Raw genomic sequence first — 23,084 nt, forward strand, 5'->3', positions numbered from 1 at the left:
ATAAAAAGTAAAACTCCGGTAATCAGCCGGAGTTTCAATCATCAATCAAAAAACGAACAGTCAATCAAACTGTTGTTTACTGTTAGTCGAAAGCTAAATGTCTTTAGATAAAAAGAACTTTGTTAACTTTCAAACTTTAGGATAAATTACCCTAAGTATGTTTTTAATATTTTACTTCTAGAAGTATGTTTCAATCTGCGAATTGCTTTTTCTTTAATTTGACGTACACGCTCACGAGTTAGGTCAAAAGTTTCACCAATTTCTTCAAGAGTCATTGGGTGTTGGTCACCAAGGCCAAAGTACAAACGAACCACATCAGCCTCACGAGGTGTTAATGTTTCTAATGAACGTTCGATCTCAGTACGTAAAGATTCGTGGATTAATTCTCTGTCTGGGTTAGGAGACTCACCTGAACGCAATACGTCATATAGGTTAGAATCTTCTCCTTCAACAAGAGGTGCGTCCATTGATAAGTGACGACCAGAGTTTTTCATAGACTCTTTTACATCATTTACCGTCATGTCTAGCTCTTTTGCAATTTCCTCAGCAGATGGCGGACGCTCGTTAGATTGCTCTAATAACGCATACATTTTGTTGATTTTGTTGATAGAACCAATTTTGTTCAATGGCAAACGTACAATACGAGATTGTTCAGCAAGTGCTTGAAGAATCGATTGACGAATCCACCATACAGCGTACGAAATGAATTTGAAACCACGCGTTTCATCAAAACGTTGTGCTGCTTTTATAAGTCCAAGGTTTCCTTCGTTAATTAAATCGGGAAGAGTTAATCCTTGATTTTGATATTGTTTTGCTACCGAAACAACAAAACGCAAGTTTGCTTTTGTTAATTTCTCTAGGGCTTTTTGATCCCCAGCTTTAATTTTTTGAGCTAATTCTACTTCTTCATCGGCCGTAATAAGGTCAACTTTACCTATTTCTTGTAAATATTTGTCTAACGATGCAGTTTCACGATTCGTTACCTGCTTGGTAATTTTTAGTTGTCTCATGTGTTTGTCTCCTACTTTTAAGTGTACAAATAGTTATACGTATGAAGTACAGATAATGTTACAAAAAACATGAAAATAATTATTTTAATTTATTACTTAGTAAAGTTGGAGCAGGGCATTCCCTACGGGCGGGCTATACGCTGTATCTTTGATTCCATTGCATTTCATCAAAGGATGCCGCTGCTATCCCTAATGCAAAACCTGTTCGACCAGAATATTTTTGCTAAAAATAGAAAGTTATAAAAAAAAGTAGCCACAGTTTACAATCACTTTCACAATTAAGTGAAAACGATGGTAAACTGTGACTGAAATGTAAAAGTCCGAAAAGCAACTTGAAATCGATATTATGCTTCTTCTAGCACTTCTCCTTCAAACTCTCCTGCAATAATGTCATTGCGTTCCATCCAATATTCAGAGGTTATCATTTCGTAATTTTCATTGTCTACGGTGTTTAATTCCCATACAATTCCTTCCGCGTCAGGAAACGGAGCATCGGTAGTCATTGGTTCGTCAAAAAGACGTTTAATAAGTGTTGCTTCTGCCAAGCCATTGTTTAAGATTTTTAAGAATTGCTCTTTAGTTAATTCTCCTTTTTCGTCACTAGTGATTTTACATTTTAAAACAAGTGCTTTGGCATTTGGAAATTTGCCGTTGTAGGCATGATGCAGTAATTGGTTGCAATGAAATAAAGGTGCGTGTAGCTTAATAACTGGATATTCTTCGCAAACTTTATCCAGCAGCATATCATTTGAGATTTGCTCAATTTGCCCTTCACTTAATTCTTCTGATAATTTGTAAGTTAGTAAGATAACAGCAGCTTCATTAGGCTCGTAATCGCTAATTGCCATAAAAAGTAATTCGCGTAACTCTTTATTATCTCTGCTTTTTGCATCAGGAAAACCATATTCAGCAAGTAAGGCTACATAATCTTCAGTTGACCAGTAGGTGTTTGATTCTTCAATTGTTTGGATATTGTTGATAGTAACTTGATATTTCATTTGTTTAGTTTTTATAGTTGGTGGATTCAATTAACAAATGCAACCTCATGCACATTGTTTAAGTTTTTGCTCAAAAATTTCATTTGGACTTTTAAAACCAAATCTTTTTCTGGGTCTGTTATTTAATTTATTTGTTACTCTTAAAACCTCTTCTTCTGTTATTAAATCAAAGTTATATTTTTTTGGAAAATATTGTCTTACTAGACCATTTAAATTTTCATTAGCACCTCTTTCCCAACTACAATATGGGTTGGCAAAAAAGTATGAGATTTCTAGTATTTCAGATACTTTTTTATGGTTTGCAAACTCTTTCCCATTATCAGATGTGATGGTGTGCAAAATGGGTTTCCAATCCATTAATAATTCAATTAATTTCTCCTGAATTTCTTGTGATTCCTTACTGTTTATTTTAGCCATTTTAAGCACACCTGATGCTCTATCATTTATTGTTAACAAAGCTCCTTTGTGATTTTTACCTATTACCAAATCAATTTCTAAATCCCCAATTCTTTGCTTTTCTTCTACAACCAACGGCCTGTTTTCAATACCAACTCTATCTTTAATAATACCTCTTGAGCCTTTTAAAGCCCCTCTTTTAGCATATCGCTTTCCTTTTGTGCGTAGGTGCTTATAATGTTGTCCGCCTTTCTTTTTGTCGCTCCAAATGAATTGATAAATTGTTTCAATCGAAACACATTCAAAGTTTTTATCACTGCAATATCCTACTATTTGTTCAGGACTGAAATCTTCTTCTAAAAGATGAATAACATGTGCTTTTATCTGTTCAGTAAAGCGTATTTTCTTAGCTTTTTCATGCTGTCGAATACTGGCTTTACTTTGGGCTAATTTAGCTTTATAAACTTTATTTCTTTGATCGGAATTTCTGGATAGCTCTCTTGAAATTACAGATTTATCTCTACCTATAACCTCTCCAATTTTACTCATTGAAAATCCTTGTGAACGAAGTGTAGCAATTTCGTATCTTTGTTCAATCGTTAAATGTGACATCTTTTTTTTGTGCTTAGTAACCCAAAAATAAGAGAAATTTTTTTCGTAGCCTACTGATAAGTCTTGAAGATCTAGATCTTCAAGACTTATCAGTAGGCTTTATTTAAACAAATAAGGAGTGTTGCATTTATCACTTGAATCTAAGGTTTAAAAAAAATGGAGTATAATTAATTCATTATACTCCATTTTATCCTTATGCGTAAAGGAATTGTTATTTCTTTTTAGCCGCTGGCTTATTTTTTTCTAACAATGCTTTTTCTAAAACGTCTACTCTTTTCTTGATTTTTTCATTTTCAAGAGCATTGTTATAGTTGGTTTTATCGGTTTCCATAACTTGATCAATCAAACTTTCTAATTCCGCTGGAGTTAATCTAATATACTCAACAGGATTGTTATTAGTTGTTTTTACTGTAGTTGCAGGAACTTGTGTTGTTACTACTGTTTTAGTAGCACTTTCTTTTGCTAAGGTAGTAACAGGAGTTGAAACAATACTGTCTTTTACAGTTTTATTAACAATAGGCGCAATACTATCATTTGCTACTGTTTTAATTTCTTGTTTTGCGGCAATTACTTTTAATTGTTGTGCTTCTTTCTTTTCAATGGCCTTTTTTTCTATTTGAGCTACTTCCTCAAGAGCGTTTTGAGCCGTTTTCTTTTGTTCAAGAATAACTACTGCTTTGTCAATGTCGTCATTTGCTTTTGCTTTTTCTAAGTCAGTTTCCAGTCCATCTAGTTTATCTTGATATTCTTGTTTTAACGTTGCAATTTTATTTGTGTTGTCTGCATTGTTTTGTGCAATTTTCTCATCAATATAAACTTGTGTTTCTTTGTCTTTGATGTTCAGTTGTTCGCTTAACTGCGCAACGTAAATAGTATCAGGATTTGTTTTTTTACCGCCAAAACTTAATTTGATTCCGGCGTTGTACATAATATGTGTTTGCAAATTGTCTGGGCTTGATAAATCAGTAACATCGGCTGCAGATGTAATCATACCTCTTGCACCACCCGTAATCAAAATATGCTTGCTCAACGGAATGTTTAAACCCAAACCTGCCGAAGCAAATTCTTCGCTATCTACTGCCGTATTTGTTTTTCCTAAGTAATCACTTTGTGTGTTTAAAATACCTCCACCTAATATTAAGTAAGGAGTAACGCCGTTTCCATCATTCAATCTTGCTCTAAACTCCAAACCATACATAGACAGGTGGTCAAAAGAGGTCGAAATTTGTTCGTTCTCTGATGCTTGTAAATAGAAAGCACGAATTCCAGTATATTGATTAAAATCAAATCCAGCATACAATCCCATTAAATAGGTGTCTTTGAAAAGTGATTTATCATCAAATTTAATGTAGTTGATACTAGGTTCAATAATCCATTGAATACCTTTGAAACCGTTACTAAATTTACTGTAATAGGCCTTGTCTAGTTCGCTCATTGTACCGGGTTTTCTTCCTCCTAAGTAAAATTGTAAGGATGCTTGTGCAGACCAATTTGTCAATCCATTGGTTTCAAAATCGGCATTAGTCACACCAAAATCATTCTTGTTTTGTTCCGTAAGTAAATTTTCACCAGCGTTAAAGTTGTAGTTGTTGTATTTTCCTTCAATAGTAAAAACGATACGGTCAGTTAATTTGGTTTTAAACCCAAGACCAAGACTGGTATATATTTGGTCAAAATCTGCTCCGTCTTTGATCGCAATGTTTTGCACTCCAGAACCTAATGTTAGGTAAGGAATAAAGCGCCCTTTACCAAGATTAGTTTTGAATTCTCCTCCCCAACGGGTTAGATCAACATCTTGTGATTGAAACGTACCTTCATTGTAACTTGTAATCCCAAAATCAGAAAATCTAGTTTTTAAACCTAAAGATTGCATGTAAACTGCACGAATTTCAACATATTCGCCAAAACCAAAACCAATCTTTCCACCTACAGATGTAGCGTTTTCTAGACCAGATTGTTTGTCGTAAAAAGTGTAATCTACAAAAGGTGAAGCGGTAAAGCTGATGTCTTTTACTTGTGCAAATCCAAAAGTTGAAAGGGATAATAATAAGAGGTATATCGTTTTTTTCATGTGAAAATAGTATTAATTGTTTATATGATCTCTTCAGCAACCACAACTTGAGGTTCTATAGCCGAAGAATTCATTTTAAGAGAGGCAATTTCAAAATCTTTTTTATGAATGGTAATTTCATTTTTTAGATTCTCGATAATTGCTTCATTTTTCATTTGCTTGTTTTTATCCATAAGAAAGAAAAATAAGCAAAAGATCAATCCAAATGCCATAGTAATAAGCAGTGGGAATGTCGTGAAAATTCCAAATCCTAGATCAATGGCTTGAGGAGTATGGAAGATTTCAAAGTTGAGGGTATATAAAAAAACATTCAGAATTAAATACCCAAGGAGTAAAATATTTCTCATAGTTTAATTATTAAGTTTTTTTAATTTTTTTTCTATTGAAATAATGTTTTTTACGTTACCCTTGTACTCCTCAACTAAAAGAGCTATTTCATTACCTGTCAAAAATGGTTTGTGTAAAGTGTCAGTTTTTACATAGTGCTCTAATGATTTTTCGCCAAAGCTCATTATAATTTCTTGTTGTCTTTCGGTAATATTTTTCTCTTCTTTTTGAAGCGAAATTTTATCAGTGTACAAATGGATGCGTTGGTTTGCTTCTTCAACTATTTCTGAACTTGCAACATAAGCTTTTGCACTAGAGTCTTTTAGCTTTTCGGTAACTACTGCAGTCCCTTCAATTACGTTATCAGTAACATTACCTATGAAATTTTTAATTGAATCAAATGCTGAAGTTGATTTTTTATCTGAAGTTTTTTTATTTGCCATGATTATTTGGTTTTTTTATTTTGTTGTTTTTTTCTTTTTCCGATGATATAAAATACTGCAAAAAGTAAGATTACAATTCCTACTGCAATCAATGCGTAGTATAATCTGTTTTGAGTTTTGTTAACATCAGCTTGATTTTGTGAATTTAAATCGTGTTGTTCTGTTTTTACAGAAATGCTGTCATTTAATGAAGCTACAGATGTGTTGATGCTGTTTACGTTACCAGTAAGGCTTGATATTTGTGTATCAATCACACTAATTTGTGTTGTAATTTTGGACTCTTCTTCTTTTGCAAATTCTCCAAAAATTTCTTGAGCATTATAATCTTCTCTTATTTTTTTACTTAGAAAATCACGTTGACCATCAATCGATAATACTTGGTCTTCTACATCAGAGATGTTTCTAGTTAACGCTTTTACTTTTCGTTTTTGATCATTGATTTTTCCGTTGATCGCTCCTAATAAGGTGTCTATTTTTGCAAAATCTTTTGGCGCAGCACCTTTGTCATATAATGCTTTGTGTTGTGCATCATAAACCACTTTTTCTTGATTTAATAAATCAATTTTTTTAGCAGCTAGTTCCATTTCTTGTTTTTGTAAAGTAACTTGCTCTTCAATGTTTTCTTTTTGACCTTTTAGTTCGTTCAGTTTTAAATTAACTCCTTGGATTCCTTTGTCAATTTTTGAATCGTTCATTCTTGCCATAGATTCTTTAGTGCTTTTTAACACGTTTAACAACGAATCTTTTTTTCTTGAAAGGGCAACAATTTGTTGTTTTGCTTCTTCTTGTTCTTCAAGGGTCTTATTTAATTGTGAATTGGTTTGAACAATTTCTTTTTTGATTTCTGGATTTTCGCCATCTTGTTTCTTAACGCAAGAACTTAGTGAGAGTATTGTTAATGCAACTAGAGTTATTTTTTTCATGTCGTGAATATTTAAATGATTTATAGTTAAGACACATGAAAAACCGATAGGTCACATTTATTTTAAAAAAAAAGTGACTTTTCTATTTATTAAGTGTCTTAATTATAAGTTGCTTCTTCAATAGAAGAGCACGATATAATACAATCAGTTCTAAATTGAGAACTAATTTCTAATTTGACAACATTCAATAAATAATATAGTATGAAAACAAAAACGACCCTTATCCTATTACTTTTTACAACACTTTTCTTTGGACAAAACCACCAAGAGGGAGAGATAGTGATTTCAAAGCCGCATTTAATTTCGCTTTTGCAAAAGTTTAAAAATCAAAAGACTGCAGTTGTACCTAGAAATGAAATCACGAGTAAACTTATTTCAGAATATAATACGGTTAACAATGACAGCTTGATGCAAAGAATGAATCTGTTAGAAAATAAAATAGCCTCTTTACGTATAAAGATGGATACAGTAATGAAACAAACAGTTGTTCGTGATACTGTTTTTACATCATCAAAAAAAATAACGGTTATAAGAGATACTATTTACAATTCAGTAGCAAATAATAATAAAAAGCCGCTCCATATTGATAATGGAAATAAAAACTATGAGCAGCAGTTGAACTTATTAAATAATAAATATGACGCTTTACTGCGTAATCAAGAACAGTTATTGATGCTCCAAAAAGTGAATACGATTGCAGTTCCAGCTGCAGTTGCGGTTGTTGCTGCGACAAGTACTAAACCTGTCGAAAAAATAGAAACAGTTGCAAATGTAAACCGTGTAGATAATTTGGTTGTAGTTACTGATTCTCTAGCTTTAGAAACAGCTGATGTTGCTGTAAAGCCTTCGGCTAAATTTGTTTCAGTACAAGAGATCTTGAAAGAGAAGTATGAAAAGGTACAAGCGCAAGTCTTTTTTGATAATAATGCTACAAAAATAGAACAAGGTGATGCTATACGTTTAGGAGAGGTAGTTCTAGATTTAGATGGCAATTCAAACTTATTAGTGTTTTTAGAAGGCTATAGTAGTAAAAAAGGAAATATTGATTACAATAATAAATTATCTTTACTTCGAAATGATGCGGTAAAACAGTTTTTAATAGAAAACGGAATCTCACCAAAAAGAATACTATCTCAACATCATGGAGTAGATACAAAGAGTAGTACTGAAACTATGGCTCGTAGGGTTGATGTAAGTTTTGTTGTTGAAAATTAATTGTGTTTTAAGTGACTTTGTAATAATAGTTGTGTCTAACTTATATAAAGGATATACAAAGTGGAGAAATACAAAGATGTAACTGACGAAGAATTGGCATCAAAAATTGGAGAGACTAACGATACAGTTATGTTTGGAGTTTTATATGATCGATACGAACATTTAGTTTATAATAAATGCTACAGTTTTGTTCGATCTATTGATGAAGCCAAAGATTTAACTCAAGATGTATTTCTACATGTTTTTGTAAAGGTTTCAGGTTTTAAAGGAAAGTCTAAGTTTTCAACATGGTTGTATTCTGTTACTTATAATTTTTGTGTTAATTATCTTAATCGTGATAAAGAGCGTAAGATGTCATCGCATTCAAATCAAGTAGAAGAACAATATGACTTGGCTATCGAAGTAAATGATTTTAGTTTATATCAAATGCAAGTAGATAAACTGGAAAAAGCACTAACGTTGATTCCTCCTGAGGACCGCATGATTTTACAAATGAAATACCAAGATGACGTCCCCATAAAGGAACTTCAAGAAGTATTAGAATTATCAGAAAGTGCCGTTAAGATGCGGCTATCAAGAGCAAAAGTAAAAATCGCCGAAGTGTATAATAAATTAGCTATATAATGGAAAACGAGAATCCTTTCAAAAAAATAGGGCTTCCATTACAAGAAGTCCCTAAAGAATTAAAACAAAAGGTAATGGATGATGTTAACGCAGTAAAATTCATTAAGGAAGTAACTAGTTTGTTTTCGTCAAACTATGCGTCAGCAATAGAAGGAATGTTTAAGACAAAAAATGATGATAATAATAACGATACAAAGAAATAAGATATGGAAGTTTTAGACCAGTTGAGATCAGATACTTTAAATACTGTGAATACACTTTTCTTTAAAATAGGTGAGGGGTTAATCAGTTTTATCTATGCATTACTTGTATTAGTTATAGGTTGGGTAATTTCAAAAGCAGTTATCTTTATTTTGCGTAAAGCACTCACGGTATCTAATATTGATAAAGTGGGTGATAAAATAAATGAATCTGATTTATTTGGGAAATCAGATTTCAAAATAAATATTTCTGAAATCATAATAGGTTTTGTGCGCTGGATTTTAATTTTAGTGTTTATGATTATCGCTGCCGATGTGATGCAGTGGACAATAATATCTGTTGAAATAAGTAACTTGTTACGTTATTTACCAAGATTATTTAGTGCTATCGCGTTGTTTATGATTGGGATATACATCGCTAATTTTGTTAGAAAAGCAATACATGGATTGTTTACCTCCTTAAATATGAGTGGCGCAAAAATGATTAGTAGTATCGTGTTTTACGGCATTGCAATTTTAGTAACCATTACGGCACTTAATCAGGCAGGTGTAGATACGACTATTGTTACAAATAATATTACGATAATTTTAGGGGCTTTTTTATTGACTTTTGCTTTGGCATTTGGATTAGGATCCAAAGATGTAATTACTAATTTGTTATTTACTTTTTATGCTAGAAAAAACTACACCGTAGGTGAGCATATAAAAGTTAATGGTAATGAAGGTGAAATTATCGCGATAGACAATATCAGTTTAACGCTAAAAACGGCAGCAGGAAAGGTAATTATCCCTATACTGCAAATTATAGAAAGTACAGTTGAGATTAAAGAATAAGATTCAAAATAAATAAAATAAAATTTAAAATATACAAAATGAAAAAAATACTACTTACATTATTTTTAGTTGGTTGTTTTACGAATTCATACGCACAGAAAAAAGCTAAAATAAAAGGAGATAAAAATGTAGTTGAAAGAACATACACACTTGATGGCTTCGATACTGTTGAGATTTACGATAACCTTGAAATAACTTTTACAGCAGGGAATCTTAGTAATAATTACTTTCTTAGAACGGATGCTAATCTACAAGATGTTATAAAGTTTGAAGTTGTAGATAGTATTCTTAAAATAAGAAGTTTGGCAAGAATTACTTCAAGTAAAAAGATGGAGATTACTTTAAATGTTACTACTATTCATGCTATAAAGCTGTATAATGACGCACAAATAAAGCAACTAGGATCTGTAGTTGTCAACGACGATTTTGATATTATGGGTCAAGATGATTCAAAAATGAAATTGAATATTACAGCTAGAAATATTAATTTCAGTCTAAGTAATGATGCAGATGCAGAAGTGGACTTACAAGCCGAATCAATAAAAATGATCTTAAGTGATAAAATTGATGCAGAAGCAATACTAAAAACAGAATCACTCGATTTGCAAATGTATAAAGATGCAGAGCTGTCTGCAAGTGGTGACGCTGAGAAATTAAGGATGAGTTTAGTAGGAAAACCAATTTTAAGAGCAGAAAAGTTAATGGTTCGTAATGCAGATGTAATGCAACATGATGGCTCAGAAGCTATGCTAAATTGTTCTAAAGAAATTGCTGTTTTTCTAGAAGGGAAATCAAAACTTTACTTATATAATACTCCAAATGTAATAATGAATGGAATAAAAGGGAAGTCAGAGTTATTGAAACGATAATTTGGTACATCAAATGTTGAAATTTAGACTCTATCGATGCGTGATTTAGTTTGATTTTTATGTTAAATAAAAGTACTTTAAACCCAGACTCTGTTCTGGGTTTTTTACTTTATGTTCAATTTGGTTTGATTAATTGTTATCTCTCACTATTTGTCAGGCTGAAAGCGTCTCAATAAAGTGGTTCAGCTATCGTGAGACACGTGTAGTGTTACAAACTTTGAGGAAAATGCATTTTAGAAAAGAGTATGTTTTTATCTACCACGAGTCCGCATGAGGGATAGGAATAAGCTACCGAAGTAGCATGGATTGCCCGACGGCAGCAAGGATAAGGGGCTTATAGCAAGCCATAAAAGTGAGCCCCTTATGTTTGCTGGCGGCATGCCCAAATAAAACAAAAATCCCGTTTCAAATTAATGAAACGGGATTCCTTATAAATAAACCTTTAGTAAACTAAGATCTGATTACTCTTTTTTCTCCTCACGTGGAGGTCTTGGCATAAGTGCTTTTCTTGAAACTTTTTCTTTTCTAGTTTTTGGATCCATACCTAAGTATTTCACTTGAAAAACATCACCCATGTTCACTACATCAGAAACATTTTCTGTTCGTTCCCATGCTAGCTCAGATACGTGTAATAAAACTTCGTTTCCTGGCGCTTCAAGGTATTCTACAACGGCACCGAAATCTAACATTTTGATTACTTTCACTTCGTAAGACTCATTCATTTTAGGTTTGAAAGTGATTGATTTAATCTTAGCTAATACTGCTTCAATTCCAGCAGGATCAGTTCCTAAAATTTCGATAACTCCCTCTTCCGTTGTAGGATCTTCATTGATAACAATTGTAGTTCCAGTAGTTTTTTGTAATTCTTGAATCACTTTTCCACCAGGTCCAATCAATGCGCCAATAAATGCATTAGGAATTCTTCTTGTAATGATTTTTGGAGCGTAAGTTTTAACTTCCTCTTTTGGAGTTGCCAAAGTGTCGATTAATTTACCAAGGATATGCAAACGACCGTCACGAGCTTGAGCAAGTGCAGCTTCCATAATTTCGTATTTCAAACCGTCAATTTTGATGTCCATTTGGCAAGCTGTAATTCCTTCAGAAGTTCCAGTTACTTTAAAGTCCATATCTCCTAAGTGATCTTCATCACCAAGAATATCTGACAATACAGCGTAACGATCACCATCTGTAATTAATCCCATTGCAATTCCAGAAACGGGACGAATCATTTGGATACCAGCATCCATTAATGATAATGTTCCAGCACAAACAGTTGCCATAGAAGAAGAGCCATTAGATTCTAATATTTCAGAAACAACACGAATTGTGTAAGGACAATCAGCAGGGATCATGTTTTTTAACGCTCTTTGCGCTAAGTTTCCGTGACCTACTTCTCTTCTTGAAGTTCCTCTCAACGGACGAGCTTCACCTGTAGAGAAAGGAGGGAAGTTATAGTGCAAGTAGAATTTTTCTTCACCTTGTTGAGATGGAGAATCAATTTGGTTTGCTTCTCTAGAAGTTCCTAAAGTTGCAGTTGCCAATGCTTGAGTTTCTCCACGAGTAAATAAGGCAGATCCGTGTACAGATGGTAAATAATCTACTTCACACCAGATGTCTCTGATCTCTGTTGTTTTTCTACCGTCTAAACGTGTTCCTAAATCTAGGGTTACGTTACGAACTGCTTCTTTGTTTGTTTTCTTGAAGTATTTAGAAACTAATTCTCCATCTACAGCTAATTCTTCTTCTGTAAACAAAGCTTTAACTTCTTCTTTTACCTCGTCAAATGCTGCTGTGCGTTCTTGTTTAGAAGAACCTTTGCTTGCAATAGCATAGATTTTATCGTAAGATGCTGCTTTTACTTTTGCGTAAATAGCTTCGTCTTCTCTTTCTCCTTCGTAGGTACGCACTTCTTTTTTACCAAAAGCAGCTTGTAAACGTAGTTGAGCCGAAATTTGGTTTTTGATATGTCCGTGAGCAAATTTAATTGCTTCTACCATTTCAGCTTCTGAGATTTCTTTCATTTCACCTTCTACCATTGCGATAGAATCCATAGAAGCTCCAATCATCATATCGATGTCAGATAATTCTAATTGAGCACGACTTGGGTTAATGATGAATTTTCCATCAACTCTACCAACTCTAGCTTCAGAAATTAATGTTTCAAAAGGAATATCAGATAAAGCTAAAGCGGCTGATGCTGCTAAACCTGCTAATGCGTCTGGCATTACATCTTCATCATGAGACATTAACTGAATCATAACTTGTACTTCTGCATGGTAGTCATTTGGGAAAAGTGGGCGTAAAACACGGTCAACAAGACGCATTGTTAATACTTCACTATCACTTGGTCTTGCTTCTCTCTTAAAGAATCCACCAGGAAAACGTCCAGCTGCAGCAAATTTTTCGCGGTAATCTACTGTTAATGGTAAAAAGTCAATACCAGGACTTGCTTTTCTTGAAGATACAACTGTTCCTAAAATAACAGTTTTACCTATTCTAATTAATACAGATCCATCAGCTTGTTTAGCTAAGCGACCTGTCTCGATTGTGATGTTTCTTCCATCACCTAAATCGATACTTTCTACAAATAATTGTGGAATCATAAATTTAATTTATTAGTTAAACATGGGTTCTAGTTGTGTTGTAGTTGTTGTTTGCGTAGTTAATGCCTAAAACCCAATGAAAAACCAAACTTTTTTATTTGTTAGTACTTCGTGTACTAACTTTATGTTGTTTTACACTCTTTAATGCCTTTTAATAAAGGACTTACTTATTCAGTAAAATTATTGCTTATAAAAACAAAAAGAGGCACTTGCGCACCTCTTTTTTATATTGATTATTTTCTGATATTCAATACTTTGATAATCTCACGATATCTGTTAATCTCTTTCTTTTTCAAGTAGTCTAACAAAGATCTTCTTTTACCTACTAGTAATACTAGTGAACGCTCTGTATTGTAATCATGACGATTTTTTTTCAAGTGCTCAGTCAAATGGCTAATTCTGAATGTGAATAAAGCGATTTGCGCTTCTGCTTTTCCAGTGTTTGTTTTTTCTCCGTGTTGTGCGAAGATGTCTTCTTTAATCTCTTTAGTTAAATACATTCCAATATTTGTTTAATGATTTTTATGTATGTCTAGCATCTATTGTTAGACGGTGCAAAAGTACTACTTATTTTTGAAAAATAATATTTATACTTTATAAAAAGTTGTCTTTTGCTGTTTTTTTTGATAAGCTATCTTAGAATAAGCGAGTTTGTCAAATTTATCAGTTAATACAATTTTGCAACCTCTTGATTTACAAATTCTAAAAAGCGTTCGTCTTCGGCCGTGAATGGATCAATTACGTGACTGTCAATGTCTATTTGACCTATGTTTTTGCCATCTACAAATAGAGGGACTACAATTTCTGATTTTACTGTGAAGCTACAAGCGATATAGTTGTCTTGAGCAGCAACATCAGGAACTACAAAATTATCATTCGATACTGCAACCTGTCCGCAAATTCCTTTTCCAAACGGAATTACAGTATGATCAGTTTCTGCTCCTATATATGGTCCTAAGTGTAATGTTTGAGTTTCGTGGTTTGCAAAGTAGAAACCAACCCAGTTATAATATGCTATATTTTCATTTAGAAGTTGACATACTGCTAAAAGTTTTTCATCTCTCGAAAGAGCACTTGCTGTAGTAATCTCTGTTACTTTAGGTTGTAATTCCTGAAATGTCATGTTTTTATATTTTTTTACAAAAGTATTTAATCTCTGTATTATAAATTACATAAATTTGTTAAAAATTAGATTTTGAAACAATATCTTATTCAATACAAACCTTTTTTAATGTTCTTGGCTAAGTTCTTTTTGACTTATATTGTGCTTACTATTATTTATCAATTTTATTTGAACACATTTGAAGGCAATAAAATAGATTCAATTACACAATTAGTGGCTAAAAATACCGAACAGCTCATGCATTTTTTTAATGCAGATTTAGTAGTGGTTAACGATTCAGAGTCGTATATTAAGTTAATTTACAAACAACAATACCTTGCTCGAATTATTGAAGGATGTAATGCAATTAGTGTCATAATTTTATTTGCATCATTTATTGTTGCCTTTTCAGGAAAAGTAAAACAGACGCTTTTTTTTATAATCACAGGGAGTATCGTGATTTATATATTGAATGTTATTCGCATTGCGCTTTTAGTAGTTTTAATGTATAATTATCCTCAAGAAGGCGAGTTGTTACATGGAACTCTTTTTCCGTTATTTATCTACGGAGTCGTTTTTATATTGTGGGTTATCTGGGTTAATAAATTTTCATTATATGCTAAAAAAACTATTCGAACATAAAACTACAATTGTTTTTTCACTTGTATTTGTTTTGCTACTTGTAGCGGTGCGCATTTATGAAAATGAGTTGTTTTATGATCCGTTTTTACTGTATTTTAAAAGTGATTTTAAAGACGCTCCATTACCTGAATTTAATTATTTTAAATTATTTATAGGATTTCTTTTTCGGTACTCACTTAATATGGTTGTCTCCTTGGGATTGATTTTTACGCTATTTAAGGATATTACAATGATTAAATTTGCGACTTTATTGTATCTTTTTTTCTTTTTAGTTCTAATTTTATATTGTTTCGTAATTCTTCATTTTTTTGGAGAAGAAAATAAACTGGCATTCTTTTATGTTAGGCGGTTTCTTGTTCAACCAATTTTTGTGCTGTTGTTTATCCCCGCTTTTTATTATCAAAAACAATACAATTGATTTTTTGTTTGTATATAATACTAATACAATTTATAAAATAGTCCTATTTAGTAGTTTGATCTAAATCGAGAGCCAATATAGCATCGCAACTCGACGTAGCAAAACTACCTTAGATTAAAATATACTTGCAGATTTTTGCATAATAGCGGTGTTTTAATGATTATTTCTTCGCTTTCTTACCATCGATACCTGCTTCTTGAGATATAAATGGATAATCACTTTTTAGTTATATTGATTTATCAAATTTTTTACGCAAACCTCTTGTGTTTATGTACCTGAAATGGATTGGTGTAAATTTGATCCCTCAAATAATTTAACATTAGTAGAGCACCATAGTATGAGGATTTATTCCTGTATTTTACCATTAAAAGGAGTTGTTTCAGTTCAGGTCAACATAAAGTAAAGGTAGGGGTAGGTGTTATTGATATGGAGTAATCAGTTTTTTTAGGACATATATTTTTACTTTTAATTCAAAAATTCGATTTGTTTTTACGTATCTTTAATTAAATGCGTATTTAATTGATAATCATTTTTTTAAATTATGAAAATAATAAAAAATTCAGGTGAAATTGTAAATTTTGATGCTGCTAAATTAAAGAGTTCTTTAGTGAAATCTGGCGCTAATGATTTAGAGGTTGAGGCTATTTTGAAGAAAATAGAAAATGAAATCTACGAAGGAATCACAACAAAGCAGATTTATAAAAAAGCTTTTGCTTTACTAAAAAAACAATCCGACTCCCACGCAGCTAGATATAATCTACGAGCAGCGCTATTGTTACTTGGTCCTGCGGGGTTTTTCTTCGAAAAATATATTGCCCGTCTTTTTGCGGCAGAAGGTTATGAAGCAAAAACGAATTTAATTTTGCAGGGTAAGTGTGTATCTCATGAGATTGATGTTTTAATTAAAAAAGATCAAGTTATCGCGATGGTAGAGTGTAAATTTCATGGAAGTACTAATGCCGCTTCGGATGTTAAAGTGCCTTTGTATATTCATTCTAGGTTTAATGATATCAAAGAGAAGAAGCACCTTGTTTTTTCTAATAACGACTTGGTCTCTAAATGTTGGATTGCTACTAATAATCGGTTTACAAGTGATGCAATTGCTTACGCAGCATGTTCAGGTATTTATCTTTTAAGCTGGGATTATCCCAAAGAGAATAATTTAAAAACTAAAAACGATAAGGATTGCCTTTATCCAGTTACTTGTTTAACGACACTTACGCTTGCCGAAAAGGATAAACTATTGTTTCTAGATGTTATTCTGGTTAAAGAGCTGATGAATAATTCAGTTGTGCTACAAAAAGTAGGGTTAAGTGAAAATAGAGTGAAAAGAGCCTTGAAAGAAGTGTCCCAATTGTGTCATTTTCTTAAATAATCAAGCTCTTGTGTATAACTTCAAAAACAAAATAGTATGAAAGTTACATTTATTGGTGGAGCTGGAGTCGTGACAGGTTCAAAAACATTAGTTGAAAATAATGGAATTAAGATTTTAATAGATTGTGGGTTGTTTCAAGGTATAAAGCCGCTGCGAGAACTCAACTGGCTTCCTTTGCCTATATCAGCAGCGTCTATTGATTGTGTTTTATTGACTCATGGTCACTTAGATCACTGTGGTTGGTTACCTTTACTAGTAGATCAAGGTTTTTCGGGTAAGATATATTGTAGTAATCCTACAATGGCAATAGCAAAACTAATTTTAATGGATAGTGCTAAAATTCAGGAAGAAGAAGCTAATAAAGCCAATAAAGAAAATTATTCAAAGCATGAAATTGCTAAGCCTCTTTACACAGTAGCACAGGCCAAAAAAGTATTTCCTTTATTTCATGTTGTTAAAATAAATGAGTCTATACCTTTAGCTGGCGGAGTTTCCGCTTTATTTACTAATGCAGGGCACATAATTGGTGCTTGTAGTATACAGTTAAAAAGTGAAGATAAAACGCTTGTTTTTTCGGGAGATATTGGTCGGGATAATGATGTTTTAATGTTTCCGCCTACAAAGCCTAAAAATGCCGATTATGTTTTTCTTGAAAGTACCTATGGAAACCGTCTTCATCCTGATACAGATGCTAAATCAGAGTTAGCGATCGAAATTAATAATGCTTTTAACAAAAAAGGGACAGTTATCATTCCGAGTTTCGCTGTGGAACGTGCTCAAGGAATCATGTATCTTTTGTGGCAACTTAGGTTAGAAAATAAAATACCTGATATTCCTTATATTATTGACTCACCAATGGGGGTAAGCGCTTTTGATGTATTTTTAAATAACAGTAATTGGCATAAAATTTCAGTAGCAGATTGTGTTGCGATGAGTAAAATGTTTACTATGATTACAGATTATAAAGATACTTTAACAGCAATAAGTGATAAACAACCTAAGGTAGTGATTGCAGCAAGCGGTATGGTTACTGGAGGTAGGGTGTTGAGTTATTTGCAAGAATTTATAGGTACGCCAGAAACTACAGTAATTATAGTAGGGTACCAAGCTGAAGGTACGCGTGGTAGAAAGCTGACTGAAGGAGCAAATGAAGTGAAGATTTATGGAAAACAGTATCCAGTTTTGGGTAGAATTACTGAGATAAAAGGCTTATCAGCACATGGTGATCAAAAAGATTTGCTGAATTGGCTTTCTGAATTAAAACACAAACCTAAAAAAGTTTTTCTTGTTCATGGCGAGAACCAACCCGCTGACGAACTCCGACTTAAAATTATCGAGAAATATGGTTTTGATTGCTGTATTCCGTTAATGGGACAAGAATTTGAACTTTAAATTAGAAAAAGTATAGGATGAAGCAGCTTGGATGCTTTATTGGTTTTGAGCCGTACTCTAGCTTCGGTTTTTATTTGTTTGTAATTTTTTTTTTATTTACCTTATTATAAAAGTAATAGTTAATTAATATTTAAATTAAAATAATAAATTGCTCTTGAGATAAATAATACTTACTTTCACGCTCAAATTATTTTAGCACAAAAACACTTTAGAATGAACAGTTTTGATTGGAAGAATTTAATTGACCCACTTTTTTATATTCACTTTGATGTGAATGGGGTTAAGCTTGGTATATATATCGTTTTATTTATAGTGTTTGCCGAAACAGGGCTTTTTGCTGGTTTTTTTCTACCAGGTGATAGTTTACTTTTTCTTGCGGGAATATACAGTCGTGAATTAATCGAGAATGTACTCTTTATTGATAGTGATTTTGTAAATGTAGTGTTGTTGTCTACAATGGTTGCGTTATCAGGAATACTAGGAAATATTGTAGGGTACTGGTTTGGGTCAAAAAGCGGGTATTATTTGTATAATAAAGAGGATACCTTCTGGTTCAAAAAGAAATACTTAGTTCAATCCAAAGACTTTTTTGAAAAACACGGTGGTAGAGCTATAATTTTTGCTAGATTCTTGCCTATTTTTAGAACTTTCGCTCCTATTGTAGCTGGAATTGTTACTATGGATAAAAAGAAATTTATGTTTTATAACGTTGTAAGTTCTTTTTTATGGTCGTTTACATTGATTTTTGCAGGACATTACCTGTATGGATTTCTTCTTGATAATTACGGAATCAACTTAAAAGAACATATTGAGTTAATTGTTATTGCATTAGTGGTGATTACGTTATTACCAGTGCTTCTTAAGTTTGCTAAAAAATCACCTCAAATAGAAGATGAGGAGTAGTTAAGGTAAATGTAATTTAAAGTTAGATTCTTTACTTGGTTTTTAAAAGAAGTTTGGTTGCATTTAAAAACTCTATTATTTTGAATATTAAGATTTAAAGTATTTTGGTTTTAAACCAAATCAAAAACAAATAGTCTTTTTTATAAAAGGCAAATAAAAAAGGCAGTTCTTAATTGAACTGCCTTTTTTTATAGTGTTATTAGTAAAATATTACATCATTCCTGGCATACCACCACCTCCATGAGAGTGACCTGCTGATTCATCTTCTTTAATGTCAATCAATGCACATTCAGTAGTTAAAATCATTCCCGCAACTGATGCTGCATTTTCTAATGCTACACGTGTCACTTTTTTAGGATCGATAATTCCTGCTTTAAGCATGTCTACATACTCATCTGTTTTAGCATTGTAACCAAAATCACCTTTACCTTCAGCAACTTTTGCAACAACTACAGAGCCTTCAAGGCCTGCATTTTCTACAATTGTTCTTAAAGGAGCTTCAATAGCTCTAGATACGATTTGGATTCCAGTTGCTTCATCTGCATTGTCGGGTTTAATGCTGCTTAATGCTTCTTTTGCTCTTAATAAAGCAACACCACCACCAGCAACAATTCCTTCTTCTACAGCTGCGCGAGTAGCATGAAGAGCATCGTCTACGCGGTCTTTTTTCTCTTTCATTTCAACTTCAGATGCAGCTCCTACATAAAGCACAGCAACACCACCAGCTAATTTAGCTAAACGCTCTTGTAATTTTTCTTTGTCATAATCAGAAGTTGTAGCTTCCATTTGACCTTTAATTTGGTTGACACGATTTTTGATCATATCCGCTTCACCAGCACCACTTACAATTGTTGAATTGTCTTTGTCGATAGTTACTTTTTTAGCAGTTCCTAACATCTCTAAAGTAGTGTTTTCAAGCGTGTAACCTCTTTCTTCAGAAATTACTGTTCCACCAGTTAAGATAGCGATGTCTTCCAACATTGCTTTTCTTCTATCTCCAAAACCAGGTGCTTTTACAGCAGCAATTTTCAAAGCTCCACGAAGTTTGTTTACTACTAATGTAGATAACGCTTCTCCGTCAACATCTTCAGCGATGATTAATAATGGTTTTCCTGATTGTGCTACTGGCTCAAGAACTGGAAGTAATTCTTTTAAAGAAGATACTTTTTTATCGTATAAAAGGATATATGGATTTTCAAGTTCCACTTCCATTTTTTCTGAATTAGTAACAAAATATGGAGAAAGGTATCCTCTGTCAAACTGCATTCCTTCGACTACATCAACATAAGTATCTGTACCTTTAGCTTCTTCAACGGTAATTACACCTTCTTTTCCTACTTTGGCGAAAGCCTTAGCGATTAACTCCCCAATGATTTCGTCATTATTAGCCGAAATAGAAGCGATTTGTTTGATTTTATCAGAGTCTGAACCTACAACTTGAGATTGTTTAGCAAGATCCAAAACAATAGCATCAACGGCTTTGTCAATACCACGTTTTAAATCCATTGGGTTAGCACCTGCAGCAACGTTTTTCAATCCTTCTTTTACAATTGCTTGCGCTAAAACAGTAGCAGTTGTTGTTCCGTCACCAGCTAAATCATTAGTTTTTGAAGCTACTTCTTTAACCATTTGTGCTCCCATATTTTCTAATGGGTCTTTTAACTCGATTTCTTTAGCAACAGAAACACCATCTTTAGTAACTGTAGGGCCACCAAATGATTTTCCAATGATTACATTACGGCCTTTTGGTCCTAGTGTAACTTTTACTGCATTTGCTAATGCATCAACTCCGCGTTTTAGTCCGTCGCGTGCTTCTATATCAAATTTTATATCTTTTGCCATTACTTTTTTTGTTAGATTTTAGTTTCAAGTTTAATGTTCCAAGTTTTAGAAAACTTTAGAATTCCCCCTTCGGGGGTTAAGAGTATTTAGATTATTGCAAGAATATCATCTTCTCTCATGATCAGGTAATCTGTACCTTCTAATTTTAATTCAGTACCAGCATATTTACCGTAAAGAACACTATCTCCAACTTTTACTGTCATAGCGTGGTCTTTTGTCCCATTTCCAACTGCTACTACAGTTCCTTTTTGTGGTTTTTCTTTAGCTGTATCTGGAATAAAAATCCCTGAAGCAGTTTTAGTCTCAGCAGCAACGGGTTCGATTAAAACTCTGTCTGAAAGTGGTTTGATGTTTAAAGCCATAATTATATGTTTTTTTATTGTTTTATTATAATGATTTAATAAGGATTCAGAAACTATGCCATGCTGTTTTAACTGACATATTTACCTATAAAAAATGCCAGCTTTGACAAGCTGGCATTAAGTATATGTATGTAATAAAATTATTTTGCTGGTGTTGCAGGAGCAGTGGTATTTTGTACCGGTGCAACTGGCGCCGCAGTTTGTGTATTGTCAATAATTTTAGAATCAGTGTCACTTAATGTTCCTGTAAAACTCAAGCTTGATAGTAAAATAAGTGCTATTAATACGGTTGCTAATGTCCAAGTACTTTTATCTAAAAAGTCAGAAGTTTTTTGCACACCTCCCATTTGAGTTGAACCACCTAATGAAGATGATAATCCACCACCTTTAGGGTTTTGAACCATAATTACTACGATTAATAGAAAACATACTATTGTAATTAAAACTAAAAAAATTGAAAACATACTATTTATTATTAATTGTTATTTTGTTGTATTAATTTAATATCTGATATACGGTCTGCAAAGAAACTACTTTTTTCTGGATATTTCAAAATTAATATATCATATGCTTGAATCGCTTTCTGATATTTTTTTTGTTCTAAATATACCTTGGCTAAAGTTTCGGTCATTAAGTATGAGTTCTCCTCTTTATTAATGTCGATTTGTATAACTGGAGTAGCACCATTCTTGACTGGAGAAATTTTGGGACTTGTCTTTATAAATTGATCAATTAGTTTTGCTTTTTTCTTTTTCTCTTTGTCTTCTGCGGCTGTTGGTTGTATTATTTCCGCTTTATCTTCCCTAATTATAGGTTGGACTCGTGATAATTTTAGCCATTCTTGAAAAGAATGTGTCTCGTTAGGTTTAAAGTCTAGTGGTTGACCTATTTCTAAATCTTCGGCTGCTTCTTCCGCAGTTTTATCTTCAGTTTTGACTGCATTTTCTTTTTCTTCTACAACAGTAGCTTCTTTTATGGAAGACAAAATAGATTGTTCTGCACTTTGCGTCTCTGGAACAGACTTTTTTTCTGGAGCAATTAAAATACTATCAAATACTGGAATCTCTAAAATTGCTAGTGCATTCTTATCGAATAATTCTTTTTGAATTGTTGTAAAATTATCACCAGTAATAAAATCAAATAAAACAGCTCTATCTGTGGTATGGGCAGCTGTAACTTTTAAAGCAAAATTATATTTAAAACTATTTTGATTATAAAGCCCCTTTAATCGCAAAGCCCGTGCGCTTTGAAAATAGGGAAACTCGTCTAGAACCGATCCTAATTCAAGCGCGTCTTGCTCTGTGAGGAGATCTGGTTTATTGATCAAGTAAGTATAATCGGTTACGTTCATATTAATGTACTACTTTAATTTATCTTTATTTGTTTACCACTTAGCTAGCGACTCGTTGAAAATATCTTGTGTGATTCGAGTAAAAATCTCATCTAGGGCAGTAGTTAAAATTGCTCCTGTAAGCTGCGTTGTTGCAGGATAATCATAATAAAACTCAAAACTTTTTTCAAAATCATCAGTCTCTTTCTTACGATTGGTAAAACGAACATTTACTCTTATATTCAGGCGGTTTTGAGATGCTTGTTGATTTGCAGTTGCCGTCATAGGGCTTATTCTATAATCAACAATTTCTCCTTCGTAAGTTAAATCTCCACTATTTTTAACTAGGTTTAAGTTTGTTTGATTTTGTATAAGATCTTGAAGTGCTAATGTAAAAGTTCTATCAATACCGGGTTCGATTAACTGTGCGTTATTCTGGAAAAAGTTTACCTGAAAAGTATCAGCATCAATTTTACCAGTTCCTGTAAAGTTATAGACGCCACAACTACTAAAAGTAAAAGCAATTGTAAGTAATAAATATATTTTTTTCATTGTGTTTTAAAATTCAAAGATATTTAAAAATAAATAGACAA

Annotated in this window: 25 protein-coding genes; 10 read left to right on the forward strand and 15 right to left on the reverse strand. The window is 32.7% G+C overall.

Annotated elements, in window-relative coordinates:
• Nucleotides 1-146 precede the first annotated feature (146 nt).
• The 7 genes from ACVEGE_RS10570 to ACVEGE_RS10600 all read right to left on the reverse strand — a co-directional run bounded on the left by ACVEGE_RS10570 (nucleotide 147) and on the right by ACVEGE_RS10600 (nucleotide 6,780).
• Nucleotides 147-1,010 carry a sigma-70 family RNA polymerase sigma factor gene (locus tag ACVEGE_RS10570; RefSeq protein WP_007137700.1) on the reverse strand — a complete coding sequence of 288 codons (864 nt, stop codon included), beginning with the start codon at nucleotides 1,008-1,010 and terminating at the stop codon, nucleotides 147-149.
• A gap of 344 nt (nucleotides 1,011-1,354) precedes the next feature.
• Nucleotides 1,355-2,008: a hypothetical protein gene (locus ACVEGE_RS10575; protein WP_173850277.1), complete on the reverse strand. Its 654-nt coding sequence runs from the start codon at nucleotides 2,006-2,008 to the stop codon at nucleotides 1,355-1,357.
• 45 nt (nucleotides 2,009-2,053) lie between these two features.
• The gene (locus ACVEGE_RS10580; RefSeq protein ID WP_173857104.1) at nucleotides 2,054-3,016 is read right to left on the reverse strand and encodes an IS30 family transposase; all 963 of its coding nucleotides are present in this window, start codon (nucleotides 3,014-3,016) and stop codon (nucleotides 2,054-2,056) included.
• A 211-nt stretch (nucleotides 3,017-3,227) separates the two neighbouring features.
• Nucleotides 3,228-5,087 carry an outer membrane beta-barrel protein gene (locus ACVEGE_RS10585; protein WP_192501225.1) on the reverse strand — a complete coding sequence of 620 codons (1,860 nt, stop codon included), beginning with the start codon at nucleotides 5,085-5,087 and terminating at the stop codon, nucleotides 3,228-3,230.
• Between the two features lie 20 nt (nucleotides 5,088-5,107).
• Nucleotides 5,108-5,242 carry a hypothetical protein gene (locus tag ACVEGE_RS10590; protein ID WP_255505401.1) on the reverse strand — a complete coding sequence of 45 codons (135 nt, stop codon included), beginning with the start codon at nucleotides 5,240-5,242 and terminating at the stop codon, nucleotides 5,108-5,110.
• A 195-nt stretch (nucleotides 5,243-5,437) separates the two neighbouring features.
• Nucleotides 5,438-5,857 carry a hypothetical protein gene (locus ACVEGE_RS10595; protein WP_192501224.1) on the reverse strand — a complete coding sequence of 140 codons (420 nt, stop codon included), beginning with the start codon at nucleotides 5,855-5,857 and terminating at the stop codon, nucleotides 5,438-5,440.
• Nucleotides 5,858-5,859: 2 nt separating this feature from the next.
• Nucleotides 5,860-6,780: a coiled-coil domain-containing protein gene (locus ACVEGE_RS10600; RefSeq protein WP_192501223.1), complete on the reverse strand. Its 921-nt coding sequence runs from the start codon at nucleotides 6,778-6,780 to the stop codon at nucleotides 5,860-5,862.
• Between the two features lie 201 nt (nucleotides 6,781-6,981).
• Here ACVEGE_RS10600 and ACVEGE_RS10605 point away from each other — a divergent pair, with 201 nt between their 5' ends.
• From ACVEGE_RS10605 to ACVEGE_RS10625, 5 genes are read left to right on the forward strand one after another with little or no spacing between them, the layout of a single operon-like run.
• Nucleotides 6,982-7,995 carry an OmpA family protein gene (locus ACVEGE_RS10605; RefSeq protein ID WP_192501222.1) on the forward strand — a complete coding sequence of 338 codons (1,014 nt, stop codon included), beginning with the start codon at nucleotides 6,982-6,984 and terminating at the stop codon, nucleotides 7,993-7,995.
• 60 nt (nucleotides 7,996-8,055) lie between these two features.
• On the forward strand, nucleotides 8,056-8,619 hold the full coding sequence (locus tag ACVEGE_RS10610; protein WP_370566990.1) for an RNA polymerase sigma factor: 564 nt from the start codon (nucleotides 8,056-8,058) through the stop codon (nucleotides 8,617-8,619).
• A complete protein-coding gene (locus ACVEGE_RS10615) occupies nucleotides 8,619-8,822 on the forward strand; it encodes a hypothetical protein (protein WP_192501221.1) in 204 nt (67 codons plus the stop codon). The genes ACVEGE_RS10610 and ACVEGE_RS10615 overlap by 1 nt, the downstream gene beginning before the upstream one ends.
• Before the next feature lie 3 nt (nucleotides 8,823-8,825).
• The gene (locus tag ACVEGE_RS10620; RefSeq protein WP_192501220.1) at nucleotides 8,826-9,653 is read left to right on the forward strand and encodes a mechanosensitive ion channel family protein; all 828 of its coding nucleotides are present in this window, start codon (nucleotides 8,826-8,828) and stop codon (nucleotides 9,651-9,653) included.
• A gap of 38 nt (nucleotides 9,654-9,691) precedes the next feature.
• On the forward strand, nucleotides 9,692-10,522 hold the full coding sequence (locus ACVEGE_RS10625) for a GIN domain-containing protein (protein ID WP_192501219.1): 831 nt from the start codon (nucleotides 9,692-9,694) through the stop codon (nucleotides 10,520-10,522).
• 461 nt (nucleotides 10,523-10,983) lie between these two features.
• On the opposite strand, the gene ACVEGE_RS10630 is transcribed toward ACVEGE_RS10625, so the two are convergent.
• The 3 genes from ACVEGE_RS10630 to ACVEGE_RS10640 all read right to left on the reverse strand — a co-directional run bounded on the left by ACVEGE_RS10630 (nucleotide 10,984) and on the right by ACVEGE_RS10640 (nucleotide 14,248).
• Nucleotides 10,984-13,125, reverse strand: a complete 2,142-nt coding sequence (locus ACVEGE_RS10630; protein ID WP_173850251.1) for a polyribonucleotide nucleotidyltransferase — start codon at nucleotides 13,123-13,125, stop codon at nucleotides 10,984-10,986.
• A gap of 233 nt (nucleotides 13,126-13,358) precedes the next feature.
• A complete protein-coding gene (gene rpsO, locus ACVEGE_RS10635) occupies nucleotides 13,359-13,625 on the reverse strand; it encodes a 30S ribosomal protein S15 (protein ID WP_026707725.1) in 267 nt (88 codons plus the stop codon).
• 167 nt (nucleotides 13,626-13,792) lie between these two features.
• Nucleotides 13,793-14,248 (reverse strand): GAF domain-containing protein, encoded by a 456-nt coding sequence (locus ACVEGE_RS10640; RefSeq protein WP_173850250.1) that lies wholly within the window; start codon nucleotides 14,246-14,248, stop codon nucleotides 13,793-13,795.
• Between the two features lie 72 nt (nucleotides 14,249-14,320).
• On the opposite strand from ACVEGE_RS10640, the gene xrtF reads away from it, so the two are divergent.
• The 5 genes from xrtF (at nucleotide 14,321) to ACVEGE_RS10665 (ending at nucleotide 18,957) form a co-directional block, all read left to right on the forward strand.
• Nucleotides 14,321-14,869, forward strand: coding sequence for an exosortase family protein XrtF (gene xrtF, locus ACVEGE_RS10645; protein ID WP_192501218.1), 549 nt, complete (start codon nucleotides 14,321-14,323; stop codon nucleotides 14,867-14,869).
• Nucleotides 14,844-15,287, forward strand: a complete 444-nt coding sequence (locus tag ACVEGE_RS10650; RefSeq protein WP_192501217.1) for an exosortase F system-associated membrane protein — start codon at nucleotides 14,844-14,846, stop codon at nucleotides 15,285-15,287. The genes xrtF and ACVEGE_RS10650 overlap by 26 nt, the downstream gene beginning before the upstream one ends.
• Before the next feature lie 541 nt (nucleotides 15,288-15,828).
• Entirely contained in the window at nucleotides 15,829-16,662 is an 834-nt protein-coding gene (locus tag ACVEGE_RS10655) for a restriction endonuclease (RefSeq protein WP_192501216.1), read from the forward strand.
• 36 nt (nucleotides 16,663-16,698) lie between these two features.
• On the forward strand, nucleotides 16,699-18,054 hold the full coding sequence (locus ACVEGE_RS10660) for an MBL fold metallo-hydrolase (protein ID WP_192501215.1): 1,356 nt from the start codon (nucleotides 16,699-16,701) through the stop codon (nucleotides 18,052-18,054).
• A 213-nt stretch (nucleotides 18,055-18,267) separates the two neighbouring features.
• Nucleotides 18,268-18,957 carry a DedA family protein gene (locus ACVEGE_RS10665; protein WP_173850245.1) on the forward strand — a complete coding sequence of 230 codons (690 nt, stop codon included), beginning with the start codon at nucleotides 18,268-18,270 and terminating at the stop codon, nucleotides 18,955-18,957.
• 210 nt (nucleotides 18,958-19,167) lie between these two features.
• Here ACVEGE_RS10665 and groL read toward each other — a convergent pair whose 3' ends face one another.
• The 5 genes from groL to ACVEGE_RS10690 form a co-directional block, all read right to left on the reverse strand.
• Nucleotides 19,168-20,799 carry a chaperonin GroEL gene (gene groL, locus ACVEGE_RS10670; RefSeq protein ID WP_173850244.1) on the reverse strand — a complete coding sequence of 544 codons (1,632 nt, stop codon included), beginning with the start codon at nucleotides 20,797-20,799 and terminating at the stop codon, nucleotides 19,168-19,170.
• 86 nt (nucleotides 20,800-20,885) lie between these two features.
• Complete coding sequence (locus ACVEGE_RS10675) at nucleotides 20,886-21,161, reverse strand: co-chaperone GroES (RefSeq protein ID WP_173850242.1); 276 nt, start codon at nucleotides 21,159-21,161, stop codon at nucleotides 20,886-20,888.
• Between the two features lie 140 nt (nucleotides 21,162-21,301).
• Complete coding sequence (gene secG, locus ACVEGE_RS10680) at nucleotides 21,302-21,625, reverse strand: preprotein translocase subunit SecG (protein WP_192501214.1); 324 nt, start codon at nucleotides 21,623-21,625, stop codon at nucleotides 21,302-21,304.
• 11 nt (nucleotides 21,626-21,636) lie between these two features.
• Nucleotides 21,637-22,512 carry a tetratricopeptide repeat protein gene (locus ACVEGE_RS10685; protein WP_192501213.1) on the reverse strand — a complete coding sequence of 292 codons (876 nt, stop codon included), beginning with the start codon at nucleotides 22,510-22,512 and terminating at the stop codon, nucleotides 21,637-21,639.
• Nucleotides 22,513-22,545: 33 nt separating this feature from the next.
• Entirely contained in the window at nucleotides 22,546-23,043 is a 498-nt protein-coding gene (locus ACVEGE_RS10690) for an LptE family protein (RefSeq protein ID WP_173850236.1), read from the reverse strand.
• Between the last annotated feature and the right edge of the window lie 41 nt (nucleotides 23,044-23,084).

This window comes from Flavobacterium sp. PL002 (assembly GCF_054165825.1).